The sequence below is a fragment of the Enterobacter sp. A103 genome (assembly GCF_034427535.1).
Classification (GTDB): Bacteria; Pseudomonadota; Gammaproteobacteria; order Enterobacterales; family Enterobacteriaceae; genus Enterobacter; species Enterobacter asburiae_B.
The window spans coordinates 299,218-322,173 of sequence record NZ_JAXQPQ010000002.1 but is presented as its reverse complement, the minus strand read 5'-3'; the positions used below and the strand labels follow the sequence as shown (position 1 = coordinate 322,173).

Sequence of the window (22,956 nt, the reverse complement as noted above, 5' to 3'; positions counted from 1 at the left end):
ATGACAACCCAGTATGGATTTTTTATTGATTCCAGCCGTTGCACCGGGTGCAAAACCTGCGAGCTGGCCTGTAAAGATTACAAAGACCTGACTCCTGACGTCAGCTTCCGCCGTATTTACGAATACGCCGGTGGCGACTGGCAGGAAGATAACGGCGTCTGGCATCAGAACGTCTTTGCCTATTACCTGTCGATTGCCTGTAACCACTGTGAAGATCCGGCCTGCACCAAGGTCTGCCCGAGTGGGGCGATGCACAAGCGTGAAGACGGTTTTGTGGTGGTGAACGAAGATGTCTGCATCGGCTGTCGGTACTGCCACATGGCGTGCCCGTACGGCGCGCCGCAGTACAACGCCGCCAAAGGTCATATGACCAAATGCGACGGTTGCCACACCCGCGTGGCGGACGGCAAAAAGCCGATTTGCGTCGAGTCCTGTCCGCTGCGCGCGCTGGACTTCGGCCCGATTGAAGAGCTGCGTCAAAAACACGGTCAGCTTGCCGCAGTGGCACCACTGCCGTCTGCGCACTTCACGAAGCCGAGCATTGTGATTAAACCTAACGCCAACAGCCGTCCTACAGGTGACACCACCGGCTACCTGGCAAATCCGAAGGAGGTGTGAGATGGGAAGTGGATGGCATGAATGGCCGCTGATGATCTTCACGGTCTTTGGCCAGTGCGTGGCGGGCGGTTTCATTGTGCTCGCGCTGGCGCTGCTGAAGGGGAATCTCAACGCTGAACAGCAGCAGCGTTTAGTGTTGAGCATGTTTGGCCTGTGGGTGCTGATGGGGATTGGGTTTATCGCCTCTACGCTGCACCTGGGTTCGCCGATGCGCGCGTTTAACTCTCTGAACCGCGTGGGGGCCTCATCCCTCAGTAACGAGATTGCCAGCGGGGCAATTTTCTTTGCCGTCGGTGGGCTGGGCTGGCTGCTGGCCGCTTTGAAGAAATTGCCTGCGGGTCTGCGCAGCCTGTGGCTGATCGTGACCATGGTGCTGGGCGTGGTGTTCGTGTGGATGATGGTGCGCGTCTATAACACCATCGATACCGTTCCAACCTGGTACAGCGTCTGGACGCCGATGAGCTTCTTCCTGACGATGTTTATCGGCGGGCCGCTGCTGGGCTACCTGCTGCTGCGCGTGGCGGGCGTAGACGGGTGGGCAATGCGTTTGCTGCCGGCTGTTTCGCTGCTGGCGCTGGTGGTGAGTGCGATGGTCGCCCTGATGCAGGGTGCCGAACTGGCAACCATTCACAGCTCTATCCAGCAGGCTTCCGCCCTGGTGCCGGACTACGGTTCTCTTATGGCCTGGCGCATCGTTCTGCTGGTCGCTGCGTTGGTATTCTGGATTGCTCCTCAGCTCAAAGGTTATCAGCCTGCGCTGCCGCTGCTGTCACTGGCCTTTGTGCTGGTCCTGGCGGGTGAACTGATTGGTCGCGGTGTGTTCTACGGGTTGCATATGACCGTAGGTATGGCTATCGCCAGTTAACGTTGCATTGAGTTATATCAAGCCGGGCCTGAGTGCCCGGCTTTTCTTTTTTCGATCATGAAATTTTTCGACTGTCGTTTTGTTTTAATTTCGCCCATTAATAAATAAAAACAGACACATAATTAATATCTATAGCAGGCGTGGCATTAGCAGGATAAGTTTTTTAAATCGACAGGGAACATATTGTGCGAGGCGGCTAAATCAGTGGATTGACTTTGGTTTTGCCAGTGGCATGATGCGCACGAAATCTGAACTTCCTCACGGTTTTTAATCCATGACCACCTATACCCGGCCAGTGCTTCTGTTGCTTTGTGGCCTGCTTCTGTTGACCCTGGCGATCGCAGTGTTAAATACGCTCGTCCCGCTATGGCTCGCCCATGAAAACTTACCGACCTGGCAGGTGGGTATGGTCAGCTCGTCCTTTTTTACCGGGAACCTGCTGGGTACGCTAATGACCGGGAGCCTGATTAAGCGCTTTGGCTTTAATCGCAGCTACTATCTGGCTTCGCTGATTTTCGCCGCCGGGTGTGCCGGGCTGGGCCTGATGGTCGGCTTCTGGAGCTGGATGGCATGGCGCTTTATCGCAGGCGTAGGCTGCGCGATGATTTGGGTGGTGGTTGAAAGCGCGCTGATGTGCAGCGGCACTTCGCGCAACCGTGGACGCCTGCTGGCAGCCTATATGATGGTTTATTACGTCGGCACCGTGCTGGGTCAACTGATGGTCAGCAAGCTGCCAACCGATCTGATGAGCGTTCTGCCGTGGGTCACGGGCATGGTGCTGGCCGCGATCCTGCCGCTGCTCTTCACGCGCATTGTGAACCAGAACAGCGAGCATCAGGAAGCGACCCACGTCTGGCCGATGCTCAGACTCCGTCAGGCGCGCCTGGGCGTTAACGGCTGCATTATCTCGGGGATTGTACTGGGCTCGCTCTACGGCCTGATGCCGCTCTATCTGAATCATCAGGGCGTCAGCGATTCTGGAATTGGCTTCTGGATGGCGGTGATGGTGAGTGCGGGGATCGTCGGGCAGTGGCCGATTGGCCGTCTGGCGGACCGCTTCGGTCGTCTGCTGGTGCTGCGCGTGCAGGTCTTTGTGGTCATTATGGGATGCCTTGCCATGCTCAGCAACGCCGCGATGGCGCCTGCGCTGTTTATTCTCGGGGCGGCTGGCTTTACGCTCTATCCGGTCGCGATGGCCTGGGCCTGTGAGAAAGTTGAACATCACCAGCTGGTGGCAATGAACCAGGCGCTGTTACTGAGCTATACCATCGGCAGTTTATTAGGGCCGACGTTTACCGCGATGCTGATGCAGAATTATTCCGATAATTTATTGTTTATCATGATCGCCAGCGTGTCGTTTATTTATCTCTTGATGCTGCTGCGCAAAGCAGGCGAGCATCCAACGCCTGTGGCACATGCCTGATTAAATAAAAGCCTGTCGATGACAGGCTTTTTTGTCCCTGTCACAACTAAGAGTTTTACTTATTGTTTGTTTATTGCGCCAGGCGATAATTCATGTGAGTCCTACCACTATAAGGCAGCAATCATGTCTATTCGTCGTTTTTCCACTACCGCACTTGCCGTAGTGTTGTCTTTAACGTTTGCAACGGCTCCGGTCATGGCTAATCCTGGAAACGGGAATGGCGGTGGTCACGGAAACGGTGGCGGGCAAGGTAATGGCGGTAATCATGGTAACGGGAATTCTGGTAACCATGGCAATAAGCAAAATAACGGTCAGGATAACCCTGGAAAATCGGATAAAAGCTTTAAAAGCAGTAAAGATGTCGGTAACGATGTCGACGCTCGCGTGAGCTTCGATCATGCCCGCCATCTGGCGCTGAATTATGGCTTAACGGGCTATGACTCTCTGCCTCCGGGTATCGCGAAAAACCTGGCGCGCGGTAAGCCGTTGCCTCCGGGCATTGCGAAGAAAACCGTGCCGGCCTCAATGCTGGGCCAGCTTCCTTCCTACCCGGGCTATGAATGGCGCGTGGTCGGAGATGACCTGGTCTTAATTGCGCTGAGTACAGCCATTGTGACCTCCGTTATTAACGGCGTCTTTAAATAGAATATAAAAAGGCCCGGTTCTCACCGGGCCTTTTCTTTAATACATCACCTTGTGGCCGTACTGTTCAAGAATACCTTTGACGCGTTCCATCGTCTCTTTCTTCGGCGGCTTCACGCCATCGAGTTTGTACTCTTCGCCCATTGCCACCCATTTATGTTTACCCAGCTCGTGATAGGGCAGAAGTTCGATTTTCTCGACGTTGCCCATGTCGCGGGTAAATTCCCCCAGGCGGTGCGCGGAGTCGTCGTCATCTGACCAGCCGGGAACCACCACGTAGCGGATCCAGGTTTTGATGCCTTTATCGGCAATGTATTTGGCGAATTCCAGCGTGCGGTGGTTTGAGACGCCAACGAGGTTCTGGTGGATCTCATCGTTCATCTGTTTGAGATCGAGCATCACCAGATCGGTCACTTCAAGCAGCTCGTCGATAACCGGATCGTAGCGGCGTACAAAGCCGTTGGTGTCGAGGCAGGTATGAATGCCTTCTTTGTGGCAGGCACGGAACCAGTCGCGGACAAATTCAGCCTGCAGAATGGCTTCACCGCCGGATGCGGTGACGCCGCCGCCGGACGCGTTCATAAAGTGGCGGTAGGTCACCACCTCTTTCATCAAGTCTTCAACGGTCACTTCTTTACCGCCATGGGTATCCCAGGTGTCACGGTTATGGCAGTACAGGCAGCGCATCAGGCAGCCCTGGAAAAAGGTGATGAAACGGATACCCGGGCCATCGACGGTGCCACAGGATTCAAAGGAGTGAATGCGACCAATAATTGACATTGCGGTGATATCTCCAGCATCGGCCCGTCCGGGGCCTGAGTATGCACAGCTCAAAGCCGGCTGTGTTGAAGTCTGTTTTGGCTGATATCCATAGAGTATAGATAGCGGACAAAAGAGACTGAGGTGGAGAGGGTGCTAAAAAGGCCCCACTGACGTGGAGCCTTTATTGTACGCTTTTTAACGCGTGATTTCAGTCAATTCCAGTTACATGGACTGAGTGAAAGTACGGGTGATAACGTCCTGCTGCTGTTCTTTAGTCAGGGAGTTAAAACGTACTGCGTAGCCAGATACGCGGATGGTCAGCTGAGGATATTTCTCAGGGTGTTCCATCGCGTCGAGCAGCATTTCACGGTTCATGACGTTCACGTTCAGGTGCTGACCACCTTCGATGGACGCTTCGTGGTGGAAGTAACCATCCATCAGACCCGCGAGGTTAGTTTTACGCACTTCGTCGTCTTTACCCAGCGCGTTTGGCACGATAGAGAAGGTATAAGAGATACCATCTTTCGCGTAAGCAAACGGCAGTTTAGCAACGGAGGTCAGAGAGGCAACCGCACCTTTCTGGTCACGACCGTGCATTGGGTTAGCACCTGGGCCGAATGGCGCGCCAGCACGACGACCGTCTGGGGTGTTACCGGTTTTCTTACCATACACAACGTTAGAGGTGATGGTCAGAACAGACTGAGTCGGGATAGCGTTACGGTAAGTAGTCAGTTTCTGAATTTTCTTCATGAAACGTTCTACCAGGTCAACCGCCATGTCATCAACGCGAGAGTCGTTGTTACCAAACTGCGGATATTCACCTTCGATTTCGAAGTCTACAGCCAGGCCGTCTTCGTCACGAATTGGTTTAACTTTCGCATATTTGATTGCAGACAGGGAGTCAGCAGCAACGGACAGACCAGCGATACCACACGCCATGGTGCGGATAACGTCACGGTCGTGCAGCGCCATCAGAGAGGCTTCGTAGCTGTACTTGTCGTGCATGTAGTGGATTACGTTCAGCGCAGTGACATACTGTTTAGCCAGCCAGTCCATGAAGTGATCCATACGCTCCATCACTTCGTCAAAGTTCAGAACGTCGCCTTTGATCGGCTCAGACTTAGGACCAACCTGCATTTTCAGTTTTTCATCAACGCCGCCGTTGATTGCGTACAGCATGGTTTTCGCCAGGTTTGCACGCGCACCGAAGAACTGCATTTGTTTACCAACAACCATTGGGCTTACGCAGCAAGCGATAGCGTAATCGTCGTTGTTGAAGTCCGGACGCATCAGGTCATCGTTCTCGTACTGCAGAGAAGAGGTATCGATGGACACTTTAGCGGCGAATTTCTTGAAGTTCAGAGGCAGTTTTTCAGACCACAGAACGGTGATGTTCGGCTCCGGAGAAGGACCCATGGTGTAAAGGGTGTTCAGGAAGCGGAAGCTGTTTTTGGTTACCAGAGTACGGCCGTCAACGCCCATACCACCGATTGATTCTGTTGCCCAGATTGGGTCACCAGAGAACAGCTCATCGTATTCAGGGGTACGCAGGAAGCGAACCATACGCAGTTTCATGACCAGGTGGTCAATCATTTCCTGAGCGTCTTGCTCGGTGATTTTGCCTGCTTTGATGTCGCGTTCGATGTACGCATCCAGGAAGGTGGATACGCGACCAAAGGACATTGCTGCACCGTTCTGAGACTTAACAGCGGCCAGGTAGCCGAAGTAGGTCCACTGGATAGCTTCCTGAGCGTTGGTAGCCGGACCAGAGATATCGCAGCCATATTTTGCCGCCATCTCTTTGATCTGACCCAGCGCGCGGTGCTGTTCAGCGATTTCTTCACGCAGACGGATAGTCGCTTCCAGGTTTACGCCGTTTTCCAGATCGGACTGCAGGGAAACAAACTGCGCGTACTTGTCTTTCATCAGGAAGTCGATACCGTACAGCGCAACGCGACGGTAGTCACCGATGATACGGCCACGGCCATACGCATCTGGCAGACCAGTCAGAACGCCAGATTTACGGCAGTTCAGAATGTCTTTGGTGTAAACATCGAATACACCCTGGTTGTGGGTTTTGCGGTATTCGGTGAAGATTTTTTTCAGCATTGGGTCCAGCTCGCGGTTATACGCTTTGCAGGAACCTTCAACCATTTTGATACCACCGAACGGGATGATTGCGCGTTTCAGTGGTGCTTCAGTCTGCAGACCAACGATTTTCTCAAGGGCTTTGTTGATGTAGCCAGCATCGTGAGAAGTGATGGTGGAAGCAACGGAGGTGTCAAAATCAACTGGCGCGTGAGTGCGGTTTTCCAGTTTAACGCCTTCCATTACGCTGTCCCACAGCTTGGTGGTCGCGTCAGTTGCGCCAGCCAGGAAGGATTCGTCACCTTCATACGGGGTATAGTTTTTCTGAATGAAGTCACGTACGTTTACTTCATTCTGCCAGTCACCTTTCGCAAAACCTTCCCAGGCTGTGGCTAACTTTTCATTAAGCTCGGACATGTAACACCTACCTTCTTAAGTGGATTTTTTATTTACTGCCTGAGAAAACCATCAATGATGATCGTCGCCACGCAGGTAAATGACCCAGTATGTCAACCCAACTAACAGACCCCCACCGATAATGTTCCCGATAGTGACAGGGATCAGGTTATCAGTAATGAAATTCATAATAGTCAGGTGAGAGAAACTTTCCGGGGATGAACCAACTGCGGTCCAGAACTCCGGGCTTGCAAAGTCGCGGATGACAATGCCCATTGGGATCATGAACATATTCGCGATACTGTGCTCAAAGCCGCTGGCAACAAACATCGCAACCGGCAGAACCATAATTAAGGCTTTGTCCATCAGGCTACGACCCGAGTAGCTCATCCATACAGCCAGGCAGACCATCAGGTTAGCGAGGATGCCGAGAGCAACGGCTTCGATAAATGTGTGGTGCATTTTGTGGTCGGCGGTTTGCAGGACGTTTAGGCCCCAGCCACCGTTGGCGGTCATGTACTCGCCAGAAAGCCACATCAACAAAACAAAGAGCAGACAGCCAACCAGGTTACCCACGTAGACGTTAAGCCAGTTACGTGCCAGCTGACCCCAGGTAATTCTTCCGCTGGCCTTTGCCACGACAATCAGCACCGTTGAGGTGAAGAGGTCGGCGCCGCAGATGACGCAGAGAATCAGACCCAGTGAGAAGCAAATGCCGCCAATCAGTTTGGCCATGCCGAAAGGCATTCCGGCAGTACCGGTGGTGGCGGTGATGTAGAAGACGAAAGCGATAGAGATGAACACACCAGCCGTGATCGCCAGATAGAACGTCTTCATCGGGTGTTTCGTTGCTTTATAGACACCCGCTTCTTCGGCAACTTTGGCCATCGCAGCAGGGAGTAAAAGATCAAAAGGGTTGTCAGCTTTCACACTAACTCTCTCTTTATTAAGTCGGCGACGAGATACTAACAAAGCATTATAGAAGAGAAATTGATATAGATCATATCTCGCCTGGCTTATAGGCCCGCAGTGTGTATGGTTTTACAGCAAATGCGGAGTAAGTAATTGATTATCCGTATAAAAATAAATTTTAAAAGTTATGAAAAGAGTTGAATTTTTTCGTTCAGCCACCTCTGACACAGTTAATTAATATGGAGTATTTACCATAAAAAGTAACAGTAAAGCCCAGGTAAATATTATTATATTTACCCATGTTTAACTTTATTATTACAATCAACAGTCATTGCCGAAGAAAATAAAAAACGGGGCAATGAAATTGCCCCGTAATATAGCCCAGACGATTGAATACGCCTACAGCTGGTAATGTTATGTGCGCTTATTTTGACCAGTAAGCGGCTTTTGCTTTCTGCAGTTTTTCGTAGGCCTTCAGCAGCGACTGATGCGCCGGGAAGGCTTTCAGATCGCTATCAACAGCCTGCAGGCCATAGAAGGGCTCTTCGCCGCTCAGGGCTGCACTGGCTGCTTCTACGGCCTCAGCTCCGTACATCCGCACGAAAGCATTCAGGTATTGCAGCGGCTCGCGATCCTCTTCCTGGGCCAGCAGCAGCAGGGTTTGCAGGCAGCGGTAATAATTGGTGCGCTCGGCAGAGAAGACCGACTGGTTGAATTCCATGGTCCACTCGGTCCAGGCCAGGGCCTGATCCAAATCGCCACCTGCCAGGGCCAGCATCGCTTTCAGCTCACCGATGCGCAGGGTATACCAGCCGTTGTCTTTACCGGTCGCCAGGCCCAGCAGTTCGCGTACGCGGGTAAAGTCATCGTGGCCTTCTTCGTCCAGTTGGGCGATCAGGTTCAGATAATCTTCTTTCTCCCACTCGCTGCCCGGCAGAGCCAGCAGCGTTTCGCGCAGGTGCGCGCCCATGCTGTTATTCGCCAGCCACAGATCTTCAGCCGGGTAGATGTCGGACATGCCTGGAACAATAATGCGGCACGCGTAGACGCCAAGGTGTTCGTAGTCGGCAATATAAACTTCCCGATCTTCCGCGTTGAAGATCGCCATCAGCGTGGCGAACTCTTCTTCCGTGGTACCGGCAAAGCTCCAGTCCACGAACGGATAGTCGGCGTCCTGCTTGAACATATCCCAGGAAATTAAACCGCTGGAGTCGATGAAGTGGGTTTCAAGGTTGGTATGCTCGGCCACTTCTTCATCGTCAAACGTTGGCGGGGTGAAGACGTCGAGATCTTTCAGGCTACGGCCCTGCAGCAGCTCGGTAACGGTACGCTCCAGCGCCACGCCGAAGTCAGGGTGCGCGCCGAATGAGGCGAAGCAGGTACCGTTGGCCGGGTTAAACAGCACTACGCAGATAACCGGATACTTACCGCCCAGCGAACCGTCATAGGCAAAGATCGGGAAACCTTCTGCTTCCAGCTTAGCGATGGACTCCACTACGCCCGGGTAGCGCGCCAGCACGTCTGCCGGAATTTCAGGCAGGCTGATGGATTCAGCGATGATTCGGTTTTTAATGTGGCGTTCGAAAACTTCAGACAGACCCTGCACGCGTGCTTCATTGCGGGTGTTACCGGCGGACATACCGTTGGACACATACAGGTTGCCGACGATGTTCATCGGAATATATACGGTCTGCTCGTCAGACTGACGGGTGAACGGCAGGGCGCAGATCCCACGGTCTTCATTGCCAGACTGCAGATCGATCAGCATGCTGGCGGTCAGTTCGCTGTCTGGATCGTAGAAGGCACGCAGGCGCGCGTCGAGAATACCTTCCGGCAGCTCGTCATCTTCGGTCAGCGGGAACCATTTTTCATTTGGATAGTGAACGAACGGGCCGTTAGCGATGGTTTCGCCCAGCCAGAAGTCAGCGAAGAAATAGTTGGTGGACAGACGCTCAAAATACTCACCCAGCGCAGAGGCCAGTGCCGCTTTTTTTGTCGCGCCTTTACCGTTGGTAAAGCACAGGGCACAGTCTTTATCGCGAATATGCACGGACCAGACGTGAGGTACCGGATTGAGCCAGGAGGCTTCTTCGATGTTAAAACCCAGGTCGGTCAGTTTCTGCTGGAAGCGAGCGATGGAATCTTCCAGAGCGGCGTCTTTGCCGGGGATAAACGTTTGAGTCATGGCGTTCACTTTTATCGTACGTAAAGCGCGCAATGATACGGGTTTTGCGTGACGGGTGCTATCTTCGGCGAAAATAAAAGGCTGGGCTATGCTTAGTGGCAGTAACTGACTGTAAAGGCATAGAAAAATGAAAGCATTTGATCTCCAGCGGATGGCGTTTGATAAAGTTCCTCCTGAATTTCTGGGCGAAGTGGCGCTGCGCAGCCTGTATACCTTCGTCCTCGTCTTCCTGTTTCTTAAAATCACCGGCCGCCGCGGCGTGCGGCAGATGTCGCTCTTTGAGGTGTTGATCATCCTTACGCTGGGCTCGGCGGCGGGTGACGTCGCCTTTTATGACGACGTGCCGATGGTGCCGGTGTTTATCGTTTTTGTCTCACTGGCGCTACTTTATCGCCTTGTCATGTGGCTGATGTCGAAAAGCGAAAAGCTGGAAGATCTGCTTGAAGGGAAGCCGGTCGTTATCGTCGAGGACGGACAGCTGGCCTGGGAAAATGTACAAAGCGCCAATATGACCGAGTTTGAGTTCTTTATGGAGCTTCGCCTGAACAGCGTTGAACAGCTCGGGCAGGTGCGTCTGGCGATCATGGAAACCAACGGGCAGATCAGCGTCTATTACTATTCTGACGACGAGGTGAAGCCGGGACTGTGTATTCTGCCGGATATGCTCATTGAGCGTTTCAGAACCGTACCTGAGTCAGGCGAGTATGCTTGCGTAAGATGTAGCCATGTAGTCGCGATGCAGCCGGGGGATCGCCAATTATGCCCCCGCTGTGCAAATCCGGAATGGACGAAGGTTAGCCGGGCCAAACGCATCACCTGACAGCCATTTTGTCGGTTTTGTCCTGGCGAGGCGGCAGATTGTTTTGTGTGACGCGGGGCACATTTCACGGGTCATAAGTTTTAGACATTGCGGCGCGTGTCACTGAATGATAAAACCGATATCCACAGTTATAACTTATGGCTTTTAGCGTGGTGAGGGGAAATGGCTCAAGTCTTTAATTTCAGTTCAGGTCCGGCGATGTTACCGGCAGACGTGCTTAAACAGGCTCAACAGGAACTCTGTGACTGGAACGGTCTCGGTACGTCGGTGATGGAAATCAGCCACCGTGGTAAAGAGTTTATTCAGGTGGCGGAAGAGGCAGAAAAGGATTTTCGCGATCTGCTGAATATTCCCTCGAACTACAAAGTATTGTTCTGTCACGGCGGTGGACGTGGCCAGTTTGCAGGCGTTCCGCTGAATATCCTCGGCGACAAAACGACGGCTGACTACGTTGACGCGGGTTACTGGGCGGCAAGCGCCGTTAAAGAAGCGCATAAATACTGCACGCCGAATGTTATCGACGCCAAAGTGACCGTTGACGGTCTGCGCGCCGTGAAGCCAATGAGCGAGTGGCAGCTTTCCGATAACGCAGCGTATCTGCACTACTGCCCGAACGAAACCATTGACGGGATTGCCATCGACGAGACGCCAAACTTCGGTAGCGATGTCGTGGTTGCCGCCGACTTCTCCTCCACCATTCTGTCTGCGCCAATTGATGTCAGCCGCTACGGCGTTATCTATGCGGGCGCGCAGAAAAATATCGGCCCGGCCGGTTTGACTATCGTCGTTGTGCGTGAAGACCTGCTGGGTAAAGCACATAAATCCTGTCCGTCGATTCTCGATTACACCGTGCTGAACGATAACGATTCGATGTTCAACACCCCACCAACGTTTGCCTGGTATCTCTCCGGCCTGGTCTTCAAATGGCTGAAGCAAAACGGCGGCGTGGCGCAGATGGACAAGGTCAATCAGCAGAAAGCTGAACTGCTGTATGGCGTGATCGACAAGAGCGATTTCTACCGCAACGATGTGGCGAAAGCTAACCGTTCCCGTATGAACGTGCCGTTCCAGCTGGCGGACAGCAGCCTGGACAAAGTGTTCCTGGAAGAGTCCTTCGCGGCAGGTCTGCATGCGCTCAAAGGTCACCGTGTCGTTGGCGGCATGCGTGCCTCCATCTATAACGCGATGCCGCTGGAAGGCGTTAAGGCCCTGACGGATTTCATGATCGACTTCGAACGTCGTCACGGTTAATTTGCTGTTTTTCACCCCCGCAGCGTCCCTGCGGGGTTTTTATTATGTTGAGTTGAGAGTTTAGTTTTCATGGAATCCCTGACGTTACAACCTATCGCGCGGGTAGATGGCACCATCAATCTGCCTGGTTCAAAAAGTGTCTCGAACCGCGCTCTGCTGCTGGCAGCTCTGGCAAACGGCACCACCGTCCTCACAAACCTGCTGGACAGCGATGACGTGCGCCATATGCTCAATGCGCTGAAAGCGTTGGGCGTTCATTACACTCTCTCCGACGATCGTACCCGCTGCGAAGTGATCGGCAACGGCGGCGCGCTGCGCTCGGGCGAAGAGCTTGAGCTGTTTCTGGGCAACGCCGGTACCGCGATGCGCCCGCTGGCGGCGGCCCTGTGTCTGGGTAGCAACAACATTGTGCTGACCGGCGAGCCGCGCATGAAGGAGCGTCCGATTGGTCACCTTGTGGATGCTCTGCGTCAGGGCGGCGCGCAGATTGAGTATCTGGAGCAGGAAAACTATCCGCCACTGCGTCTGCGCGGCGGTTTTACCGGCGGTCACGTCGAGGTGGACGGCAGCGTCTCCAGCCAGTTCCTGACGGCACTGCTGATGACCGCGCCGCTGGCACCGCAGGATACGGTTATCACCATTAAAGGTGAGCTGGTCTCCAAACCGTACATTGATATCACGCTGCACCTGATGAAAACCTTCGGCGTTGAGGTGGAAAATCAGTCTTATCAGCGCTTCGTGGTGCGCGGGGCGCAGCAGTACCAGTCTCCGGGCAACTACCTGGTTGAAGGGGATGCGTCATCCGCGTCTTACTTCCTGGCTGCGGGGGCGATTAAAGGCGGCACGGTAAAAGTGACCGGTATTGGCCGTAACAGCGTGCAGGGCGACATCCGTTTTGCGGACGTGCTGGAAAAAATGGGTGCCATTGTCACCTGGGGCGATGACTTCATCTCCTGTACCCACGGCGAGCTGAACGCCATCGACATGGACATGAACCATATCCCGGATGCGGCGATGACCATTGCCACGGCGGCGCTGTTTGCCAAAGGCACGACCACGCTGCGTAATATCTACAACTGGCGCGTAAAAGAGACGGACCGCCTGTTCGCAATGGCGACAGAGCTGCGAAAAGTCGGTGCCGAGGTGGAAGAGGGCGAAGACTACATTCGTGTGACCCCTCCGGCAAAACTGCAGTTTGCGGAAATCGGCACCTATAACGATCACCGTATGGCGATGTGCTTCTCGCTGGTGGCGCTGTCAGACACGCCTGTCACCATTCTTGACCCGAAATGTACGGCGAAAACCTTCCCGGACTACTTCGAACAGCTGGCACGCATTAGCACGCTGGCCTGATAACGTATTGCCGCATCGCCCGATGCGGCATTTGCTTACGCTTCATTACGAACACCTCCGCTCATTTCTTCTACACTCTGCTTCAATCATTCCGTAATTTGCACGCAAAGGTAACAGTTGCGCACGTTGGCGCGTATAATGCGCGGCGTTCATGTAAACGGTATGCCTTATTTAAGGAGAAAAAGATGACGGCAGTTGCCCCGGTAATCACCATTGATGGGCCGAGTGGCGCAGGGAAAGGTACTCTGTGCAAAGCGATGGCGGAAGCATTGCAATGGCATCTTTTAGATTCGGGAGCAATCTATCGCGTGCTGGCGCTGGCCGCGCTACATCACCATGTGGATGTCGCGTCTGAAGAAGCGCTGGTTCCGCTGGCTGCGCATCTGGATGTGCGTTTCGTATCGACCGATGGCAACCTGGAAGTCATCCTTGAAGGGGAAGACGTGAGCGGCGAAATCCGTACGCAGGAAGTGGCTAATGCGGCCTCTCAGGTCGCGGCGTTCCCGCGCGTTCGCGAGGCCCTGTTACGTCGTCAGCGCGCGTTCCGTGAAGCCCCGGGGCTGATCGCTGACGGACGCGATATGGGAACGGTGGTATTCCCTGATGCGCCAGTGAAAATTTTCCTTGACGCCTCTTCGGAAGAACGTGCTCAACGCCGCATGCTTCAGTTGCAGGAAAAGGGGTTTAGTGTTAACTTTGATCGCCTTTTATCCGAGATAAAAGAGCGCGATGACCGCGATCGTAACCGCGCCGTCGCCCCACTTGTTCCTGCAGAAGATGCATTAGTTCTGGATTCAACCAGTTTAACTATTGAGCAAGTGATTGAAAAAGCGCTACAATATGCGCGCCAAAAACTGGCACTCGCGTAATCGCGACCGATTTAGCAGTACCCCCGCTGCAATGGATTGACGGCGGGTATGTGAAACAACCCCATCCGGCACGGAGCCAGGTGGACGTTAATATTAACCTGAAGATTAAACATGACTGAATCTTTTGCTCAACTGTTTGAAGAATCCTTAAAAACAATCGAAACCCGCCCGGGTTCCATCGTTCGCGGTGTTGTTGTTGCTATCGACAAAGACGTAGTACTGGTTGACGCCGGTCTGAAATCTGAGTCCGCCATTCCGGCAGAGCAGTTCAAAAACGCCCAGGGCGAGCTGGAAATCCAGGTAGGTGACGAAGTTGACGTTGCTCTGGACGCAGTAGAAGACGGCTTCGGTGAAACCCTGCTTTCTCGTGAGAAAGCTAAACGTCACGAAGCATGGATCACGCTGGAAAAAGCTTACGAAGAAGCTGAAACTGTGGTCGGTGTTATCAACGGCAAAGTTAAAGGTGGCTTCACTGTTGAGCTGAATGGTATTCGTGCGTTCCTGCCAGGTTCTCTGGTAGACGTTCGTCCAGTTCGTGACACTCTGCACCTGGAAGGCAAAGAGCTTGAATTCAAAGTAATCAAGCTGGACCAGAAGCGTAACAACGTTGTTGTTTCCCGTCGTGCCGTTATCGAATCCGAAAACAGCGCAGAACGCGATCAGCTGCTGGAAAACCTGCAGGAAGGCATGGAAGTCAAAGGTATCGTTAAGAACCTCACTGACTACGGCGCATTCGTTGACCTGGGCGGCGTTGATGGCCTGCTGCACATCACCGACATGGCGTGGAAACGCGTTAAGCACCCAAGCGAAATCGTGAACGTGGGCGACGAAATCACTGTTAAAGTGCTGAAGTTCGACCGCGAGCGTACTCGTGTATCCCTCGGCCTGAAACAGCTGGGCGAAGATCCATGGGTAGCTATCGCTAAGCGTTACCCAGAAGGTACTAAACTGACTGGTCGCGTAACCAACCTGACTGACTACGGCTGCTTCGTTGAAATCGAAGAAGGCGTTGAAGGTCTGGTGCACGTTTCCGAAATGGACTGGACCAACAAAAACATCCACCCATCCAAAGTTGTTAACGTTGGTGATGTAGTGGAAGTGATGGTTCTGGATATCGACGAAGAACGTCGTCGTATCTCCCTGGGCCTGAAACAGTGCAAAAACAACCCATGGCAGCAGTTCGCGGAAACCCACAACAAGGGCGACCGTGTTGAAGGTAAAATCAAGTCTATCACTGACTTCGGTATCTTCATCGGCCTGGACGGCGGCATCGATGGCCTGGTTCACCTGTCTGACATCTCCTGGAACGTTGCAGGCGAAGAAGCAGTTCGTGAATACAAAAAAGGCGACGAAATCGCTGCAGTTGTTCTGCAGGTTGACGCAGAGCGTGAGCGTATCTCCCTGGGCGTTAAACAGCTCGCAGAAGATCCGTTCAACAACTGGGTTGCACTGAACAAGAAAGGCGCAATCGTAAACGGTAAAGTGACTGCAGTTGACGCTAAAGGCGCAACCGTAGAACTGGCTGACGGCGTTGAAGGCTACCTGCGCGCTTCTGAAGCTTCACGTGACCGCGTTGAAGATGCCACTCTGGTTCTGAACGTAGGCGACGACGTTGAAGCTAAGTTCACCGGTGTTGACCGTAAGAACCGTGCAATCAGCCTGTCTGTTCGTGCTAAAGACGAAGCTGATGAGAAAGATGCAATCGCAACTGTTAACAAACAGGAAGATGCAAACTTCTCTAACAACGCAATGGCTGAAGCTTTCAAAGCAGCTAAAGGCGAGTAATATCAGGTTCTCAGCATCATTTGCGCTGTAACGCATTTACAGCGTGAAGGATGAGGAGCAAACTTGACAGATTGCAGGATTCGTCCTGTAATCAATAACAAAGGGCGGCTACGGCCGCCCTTGTTTAATGAGCTGTTCAGCTAATTGGTTTGAAAGGAACCGGAGGAATCATGACCAAGTCAGAATTGATTGAAAGACTTGCCAGTCAGCAACCGCATATCCCTGCCAAGGCAGTGGAAGATGCCGTAAAAGAGATGCTGGAGCATATGGCCTCCACTCTTGCCCAGGGCGAGCGCATTGAAATCCGCGGTTTCGGTAGTTTTTCTCTGCACTATCGTGCTCCACGTACCGGGCGTAACCCGAAAACTGGCGATAAAGTCGAGCTGGAAGGTAAGTACGTTCCACACTTTAAGCCGGGTAAAGAACTGCGCGATCGCGCCAATATTTACGGTAACTGAGTTTAGCCAGTCGGTTAAACTGGGTTCGAAAGAAAGCACCTGCGGGTGCTTTTTTTGTCTCTGTCGCTTTCATTCTGAAGATACCCCGCATTTTCCGTTTCGTTTTCTGCAAACCGATAAAAACAGCACAGCGCGCGCTGTAAAACGCATTCTTACCATCTGACAATTCCTTCTACCTGATTACATACTGCCCCTCTGAAACAGGGAGGTAGCAATGGGAATTCCCGCGCTTAGTATCTGCGCCATTCTGGCGATAGCCCCGTTACTCTGGTTACCTGAACTGCCATCACGTCATACCGTGTGGATAATGATTGTTGGCGGGATCGTGCTGGCCGCACGGCGAAACGTACGACTGAAGTATGCGGGTATCACGCTGTTATTTTGCGTGTGGGGTATTTTGGCTGCGAAGGAGAGCGTCTGGTCGATGCAGCATTTAACCACGGGGGCCGTGCAGGCTGAGGTAGCGATCGCCGCCACAGATGGCGCAACGCAGCATCAGGGAAACATTCTTAGCGTTGATGGCAAGCGCTGGTGGGCCTCTACCGGCATAACGCTGTATGGCAATTATCTGCCACAGAAAGCGTGTGCCGGTCAGCGCTGGACCATGACGCTCAGGCTCAGGCCTGCCCACGGCGAGCTGAACGACGGCGGTTATGATTCTCAGCGCAGCGCTTTTGCCCGCCACCAAACGCTGAGCGGGCGTTTCACCCGTGCGGAACTCGTTGATGGACGCTGCAGCCTGCGAGCGCAATATCTCATGTCACTGCAAAACCGCCTTTCTGCTTACCGATGGGGGGCGGTTATCCTCGGACTGGGAATGGGTGAACGTCTGGATATGCCCTGGGAAATACAAGACCTGATGCGCGAAACCGGGACGCTGCATCTGATGGCGATTTCGGGACTGCATATCGCGCTGGCGGCATCCCTCGCCTGGTTACTCGCACGTGGGCTACAGTTTTTATTACCCAGCCACCGTATCCACTGGCAAATGCCTCTTCTGGCCGGGTTATGCTTTGCCGCTTTCTACGCGTGGCTTACCGGTCTTCAACCGCCTGCGCTACGAACGGTCATCGCGCTTGCTGTGCTTGCAATGTTGCGGATCGCTGCCCGACAATGGTCTCCCTGGCAGGTGTGGGTCTGCTGTATCGCGGCGATCCTGATAAGCGATCCCTTAGCCATACTCTCGCAGAGTCTGCTCTTATCTGCATTTGCCGTCGCCGCGCTGATTTTCTGGTTTCAGTGGCTGCCTCTTCCTGGCTGGCGCAGGGCACGACGTCTACGGCCGCTGCTGAACCTGATCTATCTGCAGGTGGGCATGCTGATGCTGCTGATGCCGTTACAGGTTTTGATTTTCCATGGCTTCAGCATTTCTTCTCTGGTCGCGAATCTCTTTGCCGTTCCCCTGGTGACGTTTGTCTCCGTGCCGCTGATTCTGCTCGGTATGCTGCTTCATCTGCTGCCGCTGGCGGCACCTGAAAGCGTCGTCTGGTTCGCAGCCGATAAATCACTTGCGGGGCTGTTCTGGCTCCTCATGCGCCTGCCTGACGGCTGGCAAAATGTCGACCAACGCTGGCAGTACATGACATTACTGCCCTGGCTTATCATCATCGGCTGGCGCTTTCGTGCCTGGAAAACCCTTCCTGCCGTTTGTCTTGCAGGAAGTGCCTTACTGACATTTCCTCTGTGGCGAACGGAAAAAAGCGAGAGCTGGACGCTGCATATGCTGGATGTGGGACAGGGGCTAGCGATGGTCATTGAACGGCAGGGAAAAGCCATTCTCTATGATACCGGGCTCGCCTGGCCGGGCGGGGACAGCGCGCAGCGGTTGATCATCCCGTGGCTTCGCTGGCATCACCTGCGGCCTGAAGGCGTTATTCTCAGTCATGAGCACCTCGACCATGCGGGAGGACTCGCATCGTTGCAAAAAGCGTGGCCTGACGCGTGGGTAAGAAGCCCATTGCGCCAGGCGGGACATCGCCCCTGTTTTCGCGGGCAGAGATGGAAATGGCAGGGACTCTCCTTCACCGTCCACTGGCCCCCCGAAAATTACCCGGCTCAGGGAAATAACCATTCCTGCGTGGTCAAGGTGGACGACGGTGAGCAGAGTGTTCTGCTTACGGGGGATATTGAAGCGCAAGCGGAACAGGCTATGCTTAGCCATTACTGGCGTTATCTGACGTCCACGCTTATACAGGTGCCCCATCATGGCAGCAATACTTCGTCGTCATTGCCGCTGGTACAGCGGGTGGAAGGTCAGATCGCCCTGGATTCAGCGGCCCGCTATAACGCATGGCGATTCCCGTCGGCAAAAGTTGTTCGACGTTATCGAAAAGAGGGGTATATCTGGCACGATACCCCTCATTCTGGACAAATATCGGTGACATTCTCGCAACATCACTGGCAAATCCGGCGCTTGCGAGAGCAATTTTTACCCGTTTGGTATCATCAGTGGTTTGGCGAGCCCGTCGATAACGGGTAGAATATGCGGCTATTTCAACGAATGCTGGTTTTTTGAATGCATAACGACAAAGATCTCTCCACGTGGCAAACCTTCCGCCGACTCTGGCCGATGATTGCGCCCTTTAAAACAGGCCTGATCGTGGCGGGAGTAGCGTTAATCCTCAACGCAGCCAGCGATACTTTTATGCTATCGCTTCTCAAACCGTTACTGGACGACGGTTTTGGTAAAACGGATCGCTCAGTGTTGCTATGGATGCCTCTGGTGGTTATCGGACTGATGATCTTACGCGGCATCACCAGCTATATCTCCAGCTACTGTATTTCCTGGGTATCAGGGAAAGTGGTGATGACCATGCGCCGTCGCCTGTTCAGCCACATGATGGGCATGCCGGTCTCGTTCTTTGACAAGCAGTCTACCGGGACGCTGCTGTCCCGTATTACCTACGACTCAGAGCAGGTTGCCTCCTCGTCCTCGAGCGCACTGATCACCGTTGTGCGTGAGGGTGCGTCAATCATCGGCCTGTTCGCGATGATGTTCTATTACAGCTGGCAGCTGTCGATCATCCTTATCGTTCTGGCGCCGATAGTTTCTATTGCTATCCGCGTCGTCTCAAAGCGCTTCCGCAATATCAGTAAGAATATGCAGAACACGATGGGGCAGGTGACGACCAGCGCGGAACAGATGCTGAAAGGGCATAAAGAAGTTCTGATTTTTGGCGGTCAGGACGTCGAAACCAAACGCTTTGATAAAGTCAGCAATAAAATGCGTCTGCAGGGGATGAAAATGGTCTCGGCCTCTTCCATCTCTGACCCGATTATTCAGCTGATTGCGTCACTGGCGCTGGCATTCGTCCTCTATGCGGCAAGTTTCCCTAGCGTGATGGAGACGCTGACGGCGGGTACTATCACCGTGGTCTTCTCCTCAATGATCGCCCTGATGCGTCCGCTGAAATCCCTGACGAACGTGAACGCCCAGTTCCAGCGCGGGATGGCCGCCTGTCAGACGCTGTTCAGCATTCTGGATTCCGAACAGGAAAAAGACGAAGGGACACGCGAGATTGAGCGCGCCCGTGGCGATGTTGAATTCCGCAATGTCACTTTCGCCTATCCTGGACGTGAAACGCCGGCGCTGCGTAATATCAACCTGTCCATTCCGGCGGGTAAAACCGTGGCGCTGGTGGGCCGTTCCGGCTCGGGTAAATCGACGATTGCCAGCCTGATCACCCGTTTCTATGATATTAACGAAGGTGAGATCCTCCTGGACGGTCATGACCTGCGGGAGTATACCCTGCAGTCGCTGCGTAACCAGGTGGCGCTGGTTTCCCAGAACGTGCACCTGTTCAACGATACTGTGGCAAACAACATTGCGTATGCGCGCACGGATGAATACAGCCGTGAGCAGATTGAGAATGCCGCGCGTATGGCCTACGCAATGGACTTTATCAACAAGATGGATAACGGTCTGGATACGATAATCGGTGAGAACGGTGTACTGCTCTCCGGCGGTCAGCGTCAGCGTATCGCCATTGCGCGTGCGCTGCTGCGCGATAGCCCGATTCTGATCCTGGACGAAGCTACCTCCGCGCTGGATACGGAATCTGAACGCGCTATTCAGTCTGCCCTGGATGAGCTGCAAAAGAACCGTACCTCGCTGGTGATTGCGCACCGTCTGTCGACTATCGAGCAGGCTGACGAAATCGTCGTGGTTGAGGACGGTATCATTGTTGAACGCGGAAGCCATGCTGATTTGCTGGAACACCGCGGCGTTTACGCCCAGCTTCATAAGATGCAGTTTGGCGAATGATTGCACGCATCTGGTCCGGTGAATCCCCGCTGTGGCTGCTGCTTTTGCCGCTCTCCTGGCTATACGGCCTGGTGAGCGGCATTATCCGTCTGCTTTACCGTCTGGGGCTGAAACGTGCCTGGCGCGCGCCGGTTCCGGTGGTGGTGGTCGGGAATCTTACGGCGGGCGGCAACGGTAAAACGCCGGTGGTGATCTGGCTGGTGGAGCAATTGCAAAAACGCGGTATCCGCCCGGGGGTGGTATCGCGCGGATATGGTGGTAAAGCGGCGCGTTATCCGCTGCTGCTGACGGCGGAAACCACGACTGCCGAAGCGGGTGATGAGCCGGTATTGATTTTCCAGCGTACCGGCGCGCCGGTTGCGGTCTCCCCGGTGCGCAGCGACGCCGTTCAGGCACTGCTTGCCGAACACGCGGTACAAATCATTATCACTGACGATGGCCTGCAGCATTACGCCCTTGCGCGTGATAAAGAAATTGTGGTCATCGACGGGGTTCGCCGCTTCGGTAACGGCTGGTGGCTGCCGGCCGGGCCTATGCGCGAACGAGCTTCGCGTCTTAAGTCCGTTGATGCGGTGATTGTGAACGGCGGTGAGGCAAACGCGGGTGAAATCCCGATGTACCTGCAGCCAGGCCTGGCGATCAACCTGGTGACGGGGGAACGCCGGTCAGTTGCTGAGCTGCCTTCACCGGTGGCGATGGCGGGGATTGGTCATCCCCCGCGCTTCTTCGCGACGCTGGAACAGTGTGGGGCCCGGCTGGAAAAACGCGTTCCGCTGGCCGACCACCAGGCGCTGGTGGAAGGGGAGGTAGACGCCCTGACCGTACCCGGGCAGTCGCTGATCATGACCGAAAAAGATGCGGTAAAATGCCGTGCCTTTGCGAAAGATAACTGGTGGTATCTGCCGGTTGACGCTGAACTCAGCGGCGAGCAGCCGGAACGTTTGCTCAAGGAACTGATTGCGTTGGTGAAATAAACGCTTACGCGGTTCTGGTGGCGCTTTGACTGACAGGATAACGCATGTCTTTACCGCAACTCTCGCTTTCAGCCGCACGTCATTTACATCTTGCCGCCCAGGGACTGCTTAAAAAGCCCCGCCGCCGCGCGCAGCCTGCCGATATTCTCTCTACCGTCCAGCGCATGTCGCTGCTTCAAATTGACACCATTAACATTGTGGCCCGTAGCCCTTACCTGGTGCTGTTTAGCCGACTGGGAAATTATCCTTCGCAGTGGCTGGATGAGGCGCTCAGCAAGGGGGAGTTAATGGAGTACTGGGCGCACGAAGCCTGCTTCCTGCCCCGCAGCGATTTTGCCCTGGTTCGCCACCGTATGCTTGCCCCTCAAAAGATGGGCTGGAAATACCGTCAGGCGTGGATGCTGGAACATGCTGCCGAAATTGAGCAGCTTATCGCGCATATTCAGGAAAACGGTCCCGTACGCTCCGCCGATTTTGAACACCCGCGCAAAGGCACCAGCGGCTGGTGGGAGTGGAAGCCGCATAAACGTCATCTCGAAGGGCTGTTTACCTCTGGCAAAGTCATGGTGATTGAGCGGCGTAATTTTCAGCGCGTCTACGACCTGACGCATCGCGTGATGCCGCACTGGGACGACGAGCGTGACCTGCTTACCCAGGAGGCGGCCGAGGCTATCATGCTCGAAAACAGCGCCCGCAGCCTGGGAATTTTCCGCCCGCAATGGCTGGCTGATTATTATCGCCTTCGCCAGCCCGCGCTGAAACCGCTGCTGGATATCTGGCAACGCGAACAGCGCATCATCCCCGTCACGGTGGAAACGCTGGGCGAAATGTGGCTGCATGCGGATCTCCTCCCGCTACTGCCTCTGGCCCAGGAGGGGAAACTTCAGGCAACCCACAGTGCGGTGTTGTCGCCTTTCGACCCGGTCGTCTGGGACAGAAAACGTGCCGAGCAGCTGTTCGATTTTAGCTACCGGCTGGAATGTTATACCCCAGCGCCAAAGCGCCAGTATGGTTACTTTGTTCTCCCGCTGCTGCATAAGGGGCAACTGGTCGGGCGTATGGACGCCAAAATGCACCGCAAGACAGGCACGCTTGAAATTATTGCGCTTTATCTGGAAGAGGGTGTCAGGGTGACGGCGAGCCTGGAAAAAGGGTTAACGTTCGCCATTAGCGAATTCGCGCGCTGGCAGGGTGCCTGCGACGTGACGCTGGGCCGGATGCCCGACGGACTGTTTACATCCTGTCGAAGTGGCTGGGAAACAGGCACTCCCTGAAAAGGGAATGTGTTAAG

18 protein-coding genes are annotated in these 22,956 nt (G+C 54.1%); 14 read left to right on the top strand and 4 right to left on the bottom strand.

The window, feature by feature from the left end; genetic code table 11:
• The 4 genes from SPH27_RS06995 (at nt 1) to SPH27_RS06980 (ending at nt 3,551) form a co-directional block, all read left to right on the top strand.
• Nucleotides 1-618: a DMSO/selenate family reductase complex B subunit gene (locus SPH27_RS06995; protein WP_047061494.1), complete on the top strand. Its 618-nt coding sequence runs from the start codon at nt 1-3 to the stop codon at nt 616-618.
• Between the two features lies 1 nt (nt 619).
• Nucleotides 620-1,483 carry a dimethyl sulfoxide reductase anchor subunit family protein gene (locus SPH27_RS06990; RefSeq protein WP_029739492.1) on the top strand — a complete coding sequence of 288 codons (864 nt, stop codon included), beginning with the start codon at nt 620-622 and terminating at the stop codon, nt 1,481-1,483.
• Between the two features lie 274 nt (nt 1,484-1,757).
• Nucleotides 1,758-2,906 (top strand): MFS transporter, encoded by a 1,149-nt coding sequence (locus tag SPH27_RS06985; RefSeq protein ID WP_047742311.1) that lies wholly within the window; start codon nt 1,758-1,760, stop codon nt 2,904-2,906.
• A gap of 123 nt (nt 2,907-3,029) precedes the next feature.
• On the top strand, nt 3,030-3,551 hold the full coding sequence (locus tag SPH27_RS06980; RefSeq protein ID WP_023310990.1) for an anti-virulence regulator CigR family protein: 522 nt from the start codon (nt 3,030-3,032) through the stop codon (nt 3,549-3,551).
• 36 nt (nt 3,552-3,587) lie between these two features.
• On the opposite strand, the gene pflA is transcribed toward SPH27_RS06980, so the two are convergent.
• From pflA to ycaO, 4 genes are all read right to left on the bottom strand, one after another.
• A complete protein-coding gene (gene pflA, locus SPH27_RS06975; RefSeq protein WP_023310991.1) occupies nt 3,588-4,328 on the bottom strand; it encodes a pyruvate formate lyase 1-activating protein in 741 nt (246 codons plus the stop codon).
• A 204-nt stretch (nt 4,329-4,532) separates the two neighbouring features.
• Complete coding sequence (gene pflB / locus SPH27_RS06970; RefSeq protein WP_033145088.1) at nt 4,533-6,815, bottom strand: formate C-acetyltransferase; 2,283 nt, start codon at nt 6,813-6,815, stop codon at nt 4,533-4,535.
• 51 nt (nt 6,816-6,866) lie between these two features.
• The gene (gene focA, locus SPH27_RS06965; RefSeq protein ID WP_008499974.1) at nt 6,867-7,724 is read right to left on the bottom strand and encodes a formate transporter FocA; all 858 of its coding nucleotides are present in this window, start codon (nt 7,722-7,724) and stop codon (nt 6,867-6,869) included.
• A 406-nt stretch (nt 7,725-8,130) separates the two neighbouring features.
• Entirely contained in the window at nt 8,131-9,891 is a 1,761-nt protein-coding gene (ycaO, locus tag SPH27_RS06960; protein WP_033145089.1) for a 30S ribosomal protein S12 methylthiotransferase accessory factor YcaO, read from the bottom strand.
• Nucleotides 9,892-10,018: 127 nt separating this feature from the next.
• Between ycaO and SPH27_RS06955 the strand changes: the two genes are divergently transcribed.
• The 10 genes from SPH27_RS06955 to SPH27_RS06910 all read left to right on the top strand — a co-directional run bounded on the left by SPH27_RS06955 (nt 10,019) and on the right by SPH27_RS06910 (nt 22,939).
• Nucleotides 10,019-10,711, top strand: coding sequence for a DUF421 domain-containing protein (locus tag SPH27_RS06955; protein WP_023310994.1), 693 nt, complete (start codon nt 10,019-10,021; stop codon nt 10,709-10,711).
• A 162-nt stretch (nt 10,712-10,873) separates the two neighbouring features.
• Nucleotides 10,874-11,962 (top strand): 3-phosphoserine/phosphohydroxythreonine transaminase, encoded by a 1,089-nt coding sequence (gene serC, locus SPH27_RS06950; RefSeq protein ID WP_029739497.1) that lies wholly within the window; start codon nt 10,874-10,876, stop codon nt 11,960-11,962.
• 69 nt (nt 11,963-12,031) lie between these two features.
• On the top strand, nt 12,032-13,315 hold the full coding sequence (gene aroA, locus SPH27_RS06945; RefSeq protein WP_182071702.1) for a 3-phosphoshikimate 1-carboxyvinyltransferase: 1,284 nt from the start codon (nt 12,032-12,034) through the stop codon (nt 13,313-13,315).
• 185 nt (nt 13,316-13,500) lie between these two features.
• Nucleotides 13,501-14,184 (top strand): (d)CMP kinase, encoded by a 684-nt coding sequence (cmk, locus tag SPH27_RS06940; RefSeq protein ID WP_013097305.1) that lies wholly within the window; start codon nt 13,501-13,503, stop codon nt 14,182-14,184.
• A gap of 111 nt (nt 14,185-14,295) precedes the next feature.
• Nucleotides 14,296-15,969 (top strand): 30S ribosomal protein S1, encoded by a 1,674-nt coding sequence (gene rpsA, locus SPH27_RS06935; protein ID WP_014169387.1) that lies wholly within the window; start codon nt 14,296-14,298, stop codon nt 15,967-15,969.
• A gap of 170 nt (nt 15,970-16,139) precedes the next feature.
• A complete protein-coding gene (ihfB, locus tag SPH27_RS06930; protein ID WP_008499965.1) occupies nt 16,140-16,427 on the top strand; it encodes an integration host factor subunit beta in 288 nt (95 codons plus the stop codon).
• 214 nt (nt 16,428-16,641) lie between these two features.
• Nucleotides 16,642-18,906 carry a ComEC family protein gene (locus SPH27_RS06925; protein ID WP_182071701.1) on the top strand — a complete coding sequence of 755 codons (2,265 nt, stop codon included), beginning with the start codon at nt 16,642-16,644 and terminating at the stop codon, nt 18,904-18,906.
• Nucleotides 18,907-18,942: 36 nt separating this feature from the next.
• Nucleotides 18,943-20,691, top strand: coding sequence for a lipid A ABC transporter ATP-binding protein/permease MsbA (gene msbA, locus SPH27_RS06920; RefSeq protein ID WP_033145094.1), 1,749 nt, complete (start codon nt 18,943-18,945; stop codon nt 20,689-20,691).
• On the top strand, nt 20,688-21,665 hold the full coding sequence (gene lpxK / locus SPH27_RS06915; protein WP_048979725.1) for a tetraacyldisaccharide 4'-kinase: 978 nt from the start codon (nt 20,688-20,690) through the stop codon (nt 21,663-21,665). Before msbA ends, lpxK begins: the two co-directional genes overlap by 4 nt.
• A gap of 44 nt (nt 21,666-21,709) precedes the next feature.
• Nucleotides 21,710-22,939: a winged helix-turn-helix domain-containing protein gene (locus SPH27_RS06910; RefSeq protein ID WP_048979727.1), complete on the top strand. Its 1,230-nt coding sequence runs from the start codon at nt 21,710-21,712 to the stop codon at nt 22,937-22,939.
• Nucleotides 22,940-22,956: the final 17 nt, after the last annotated feature.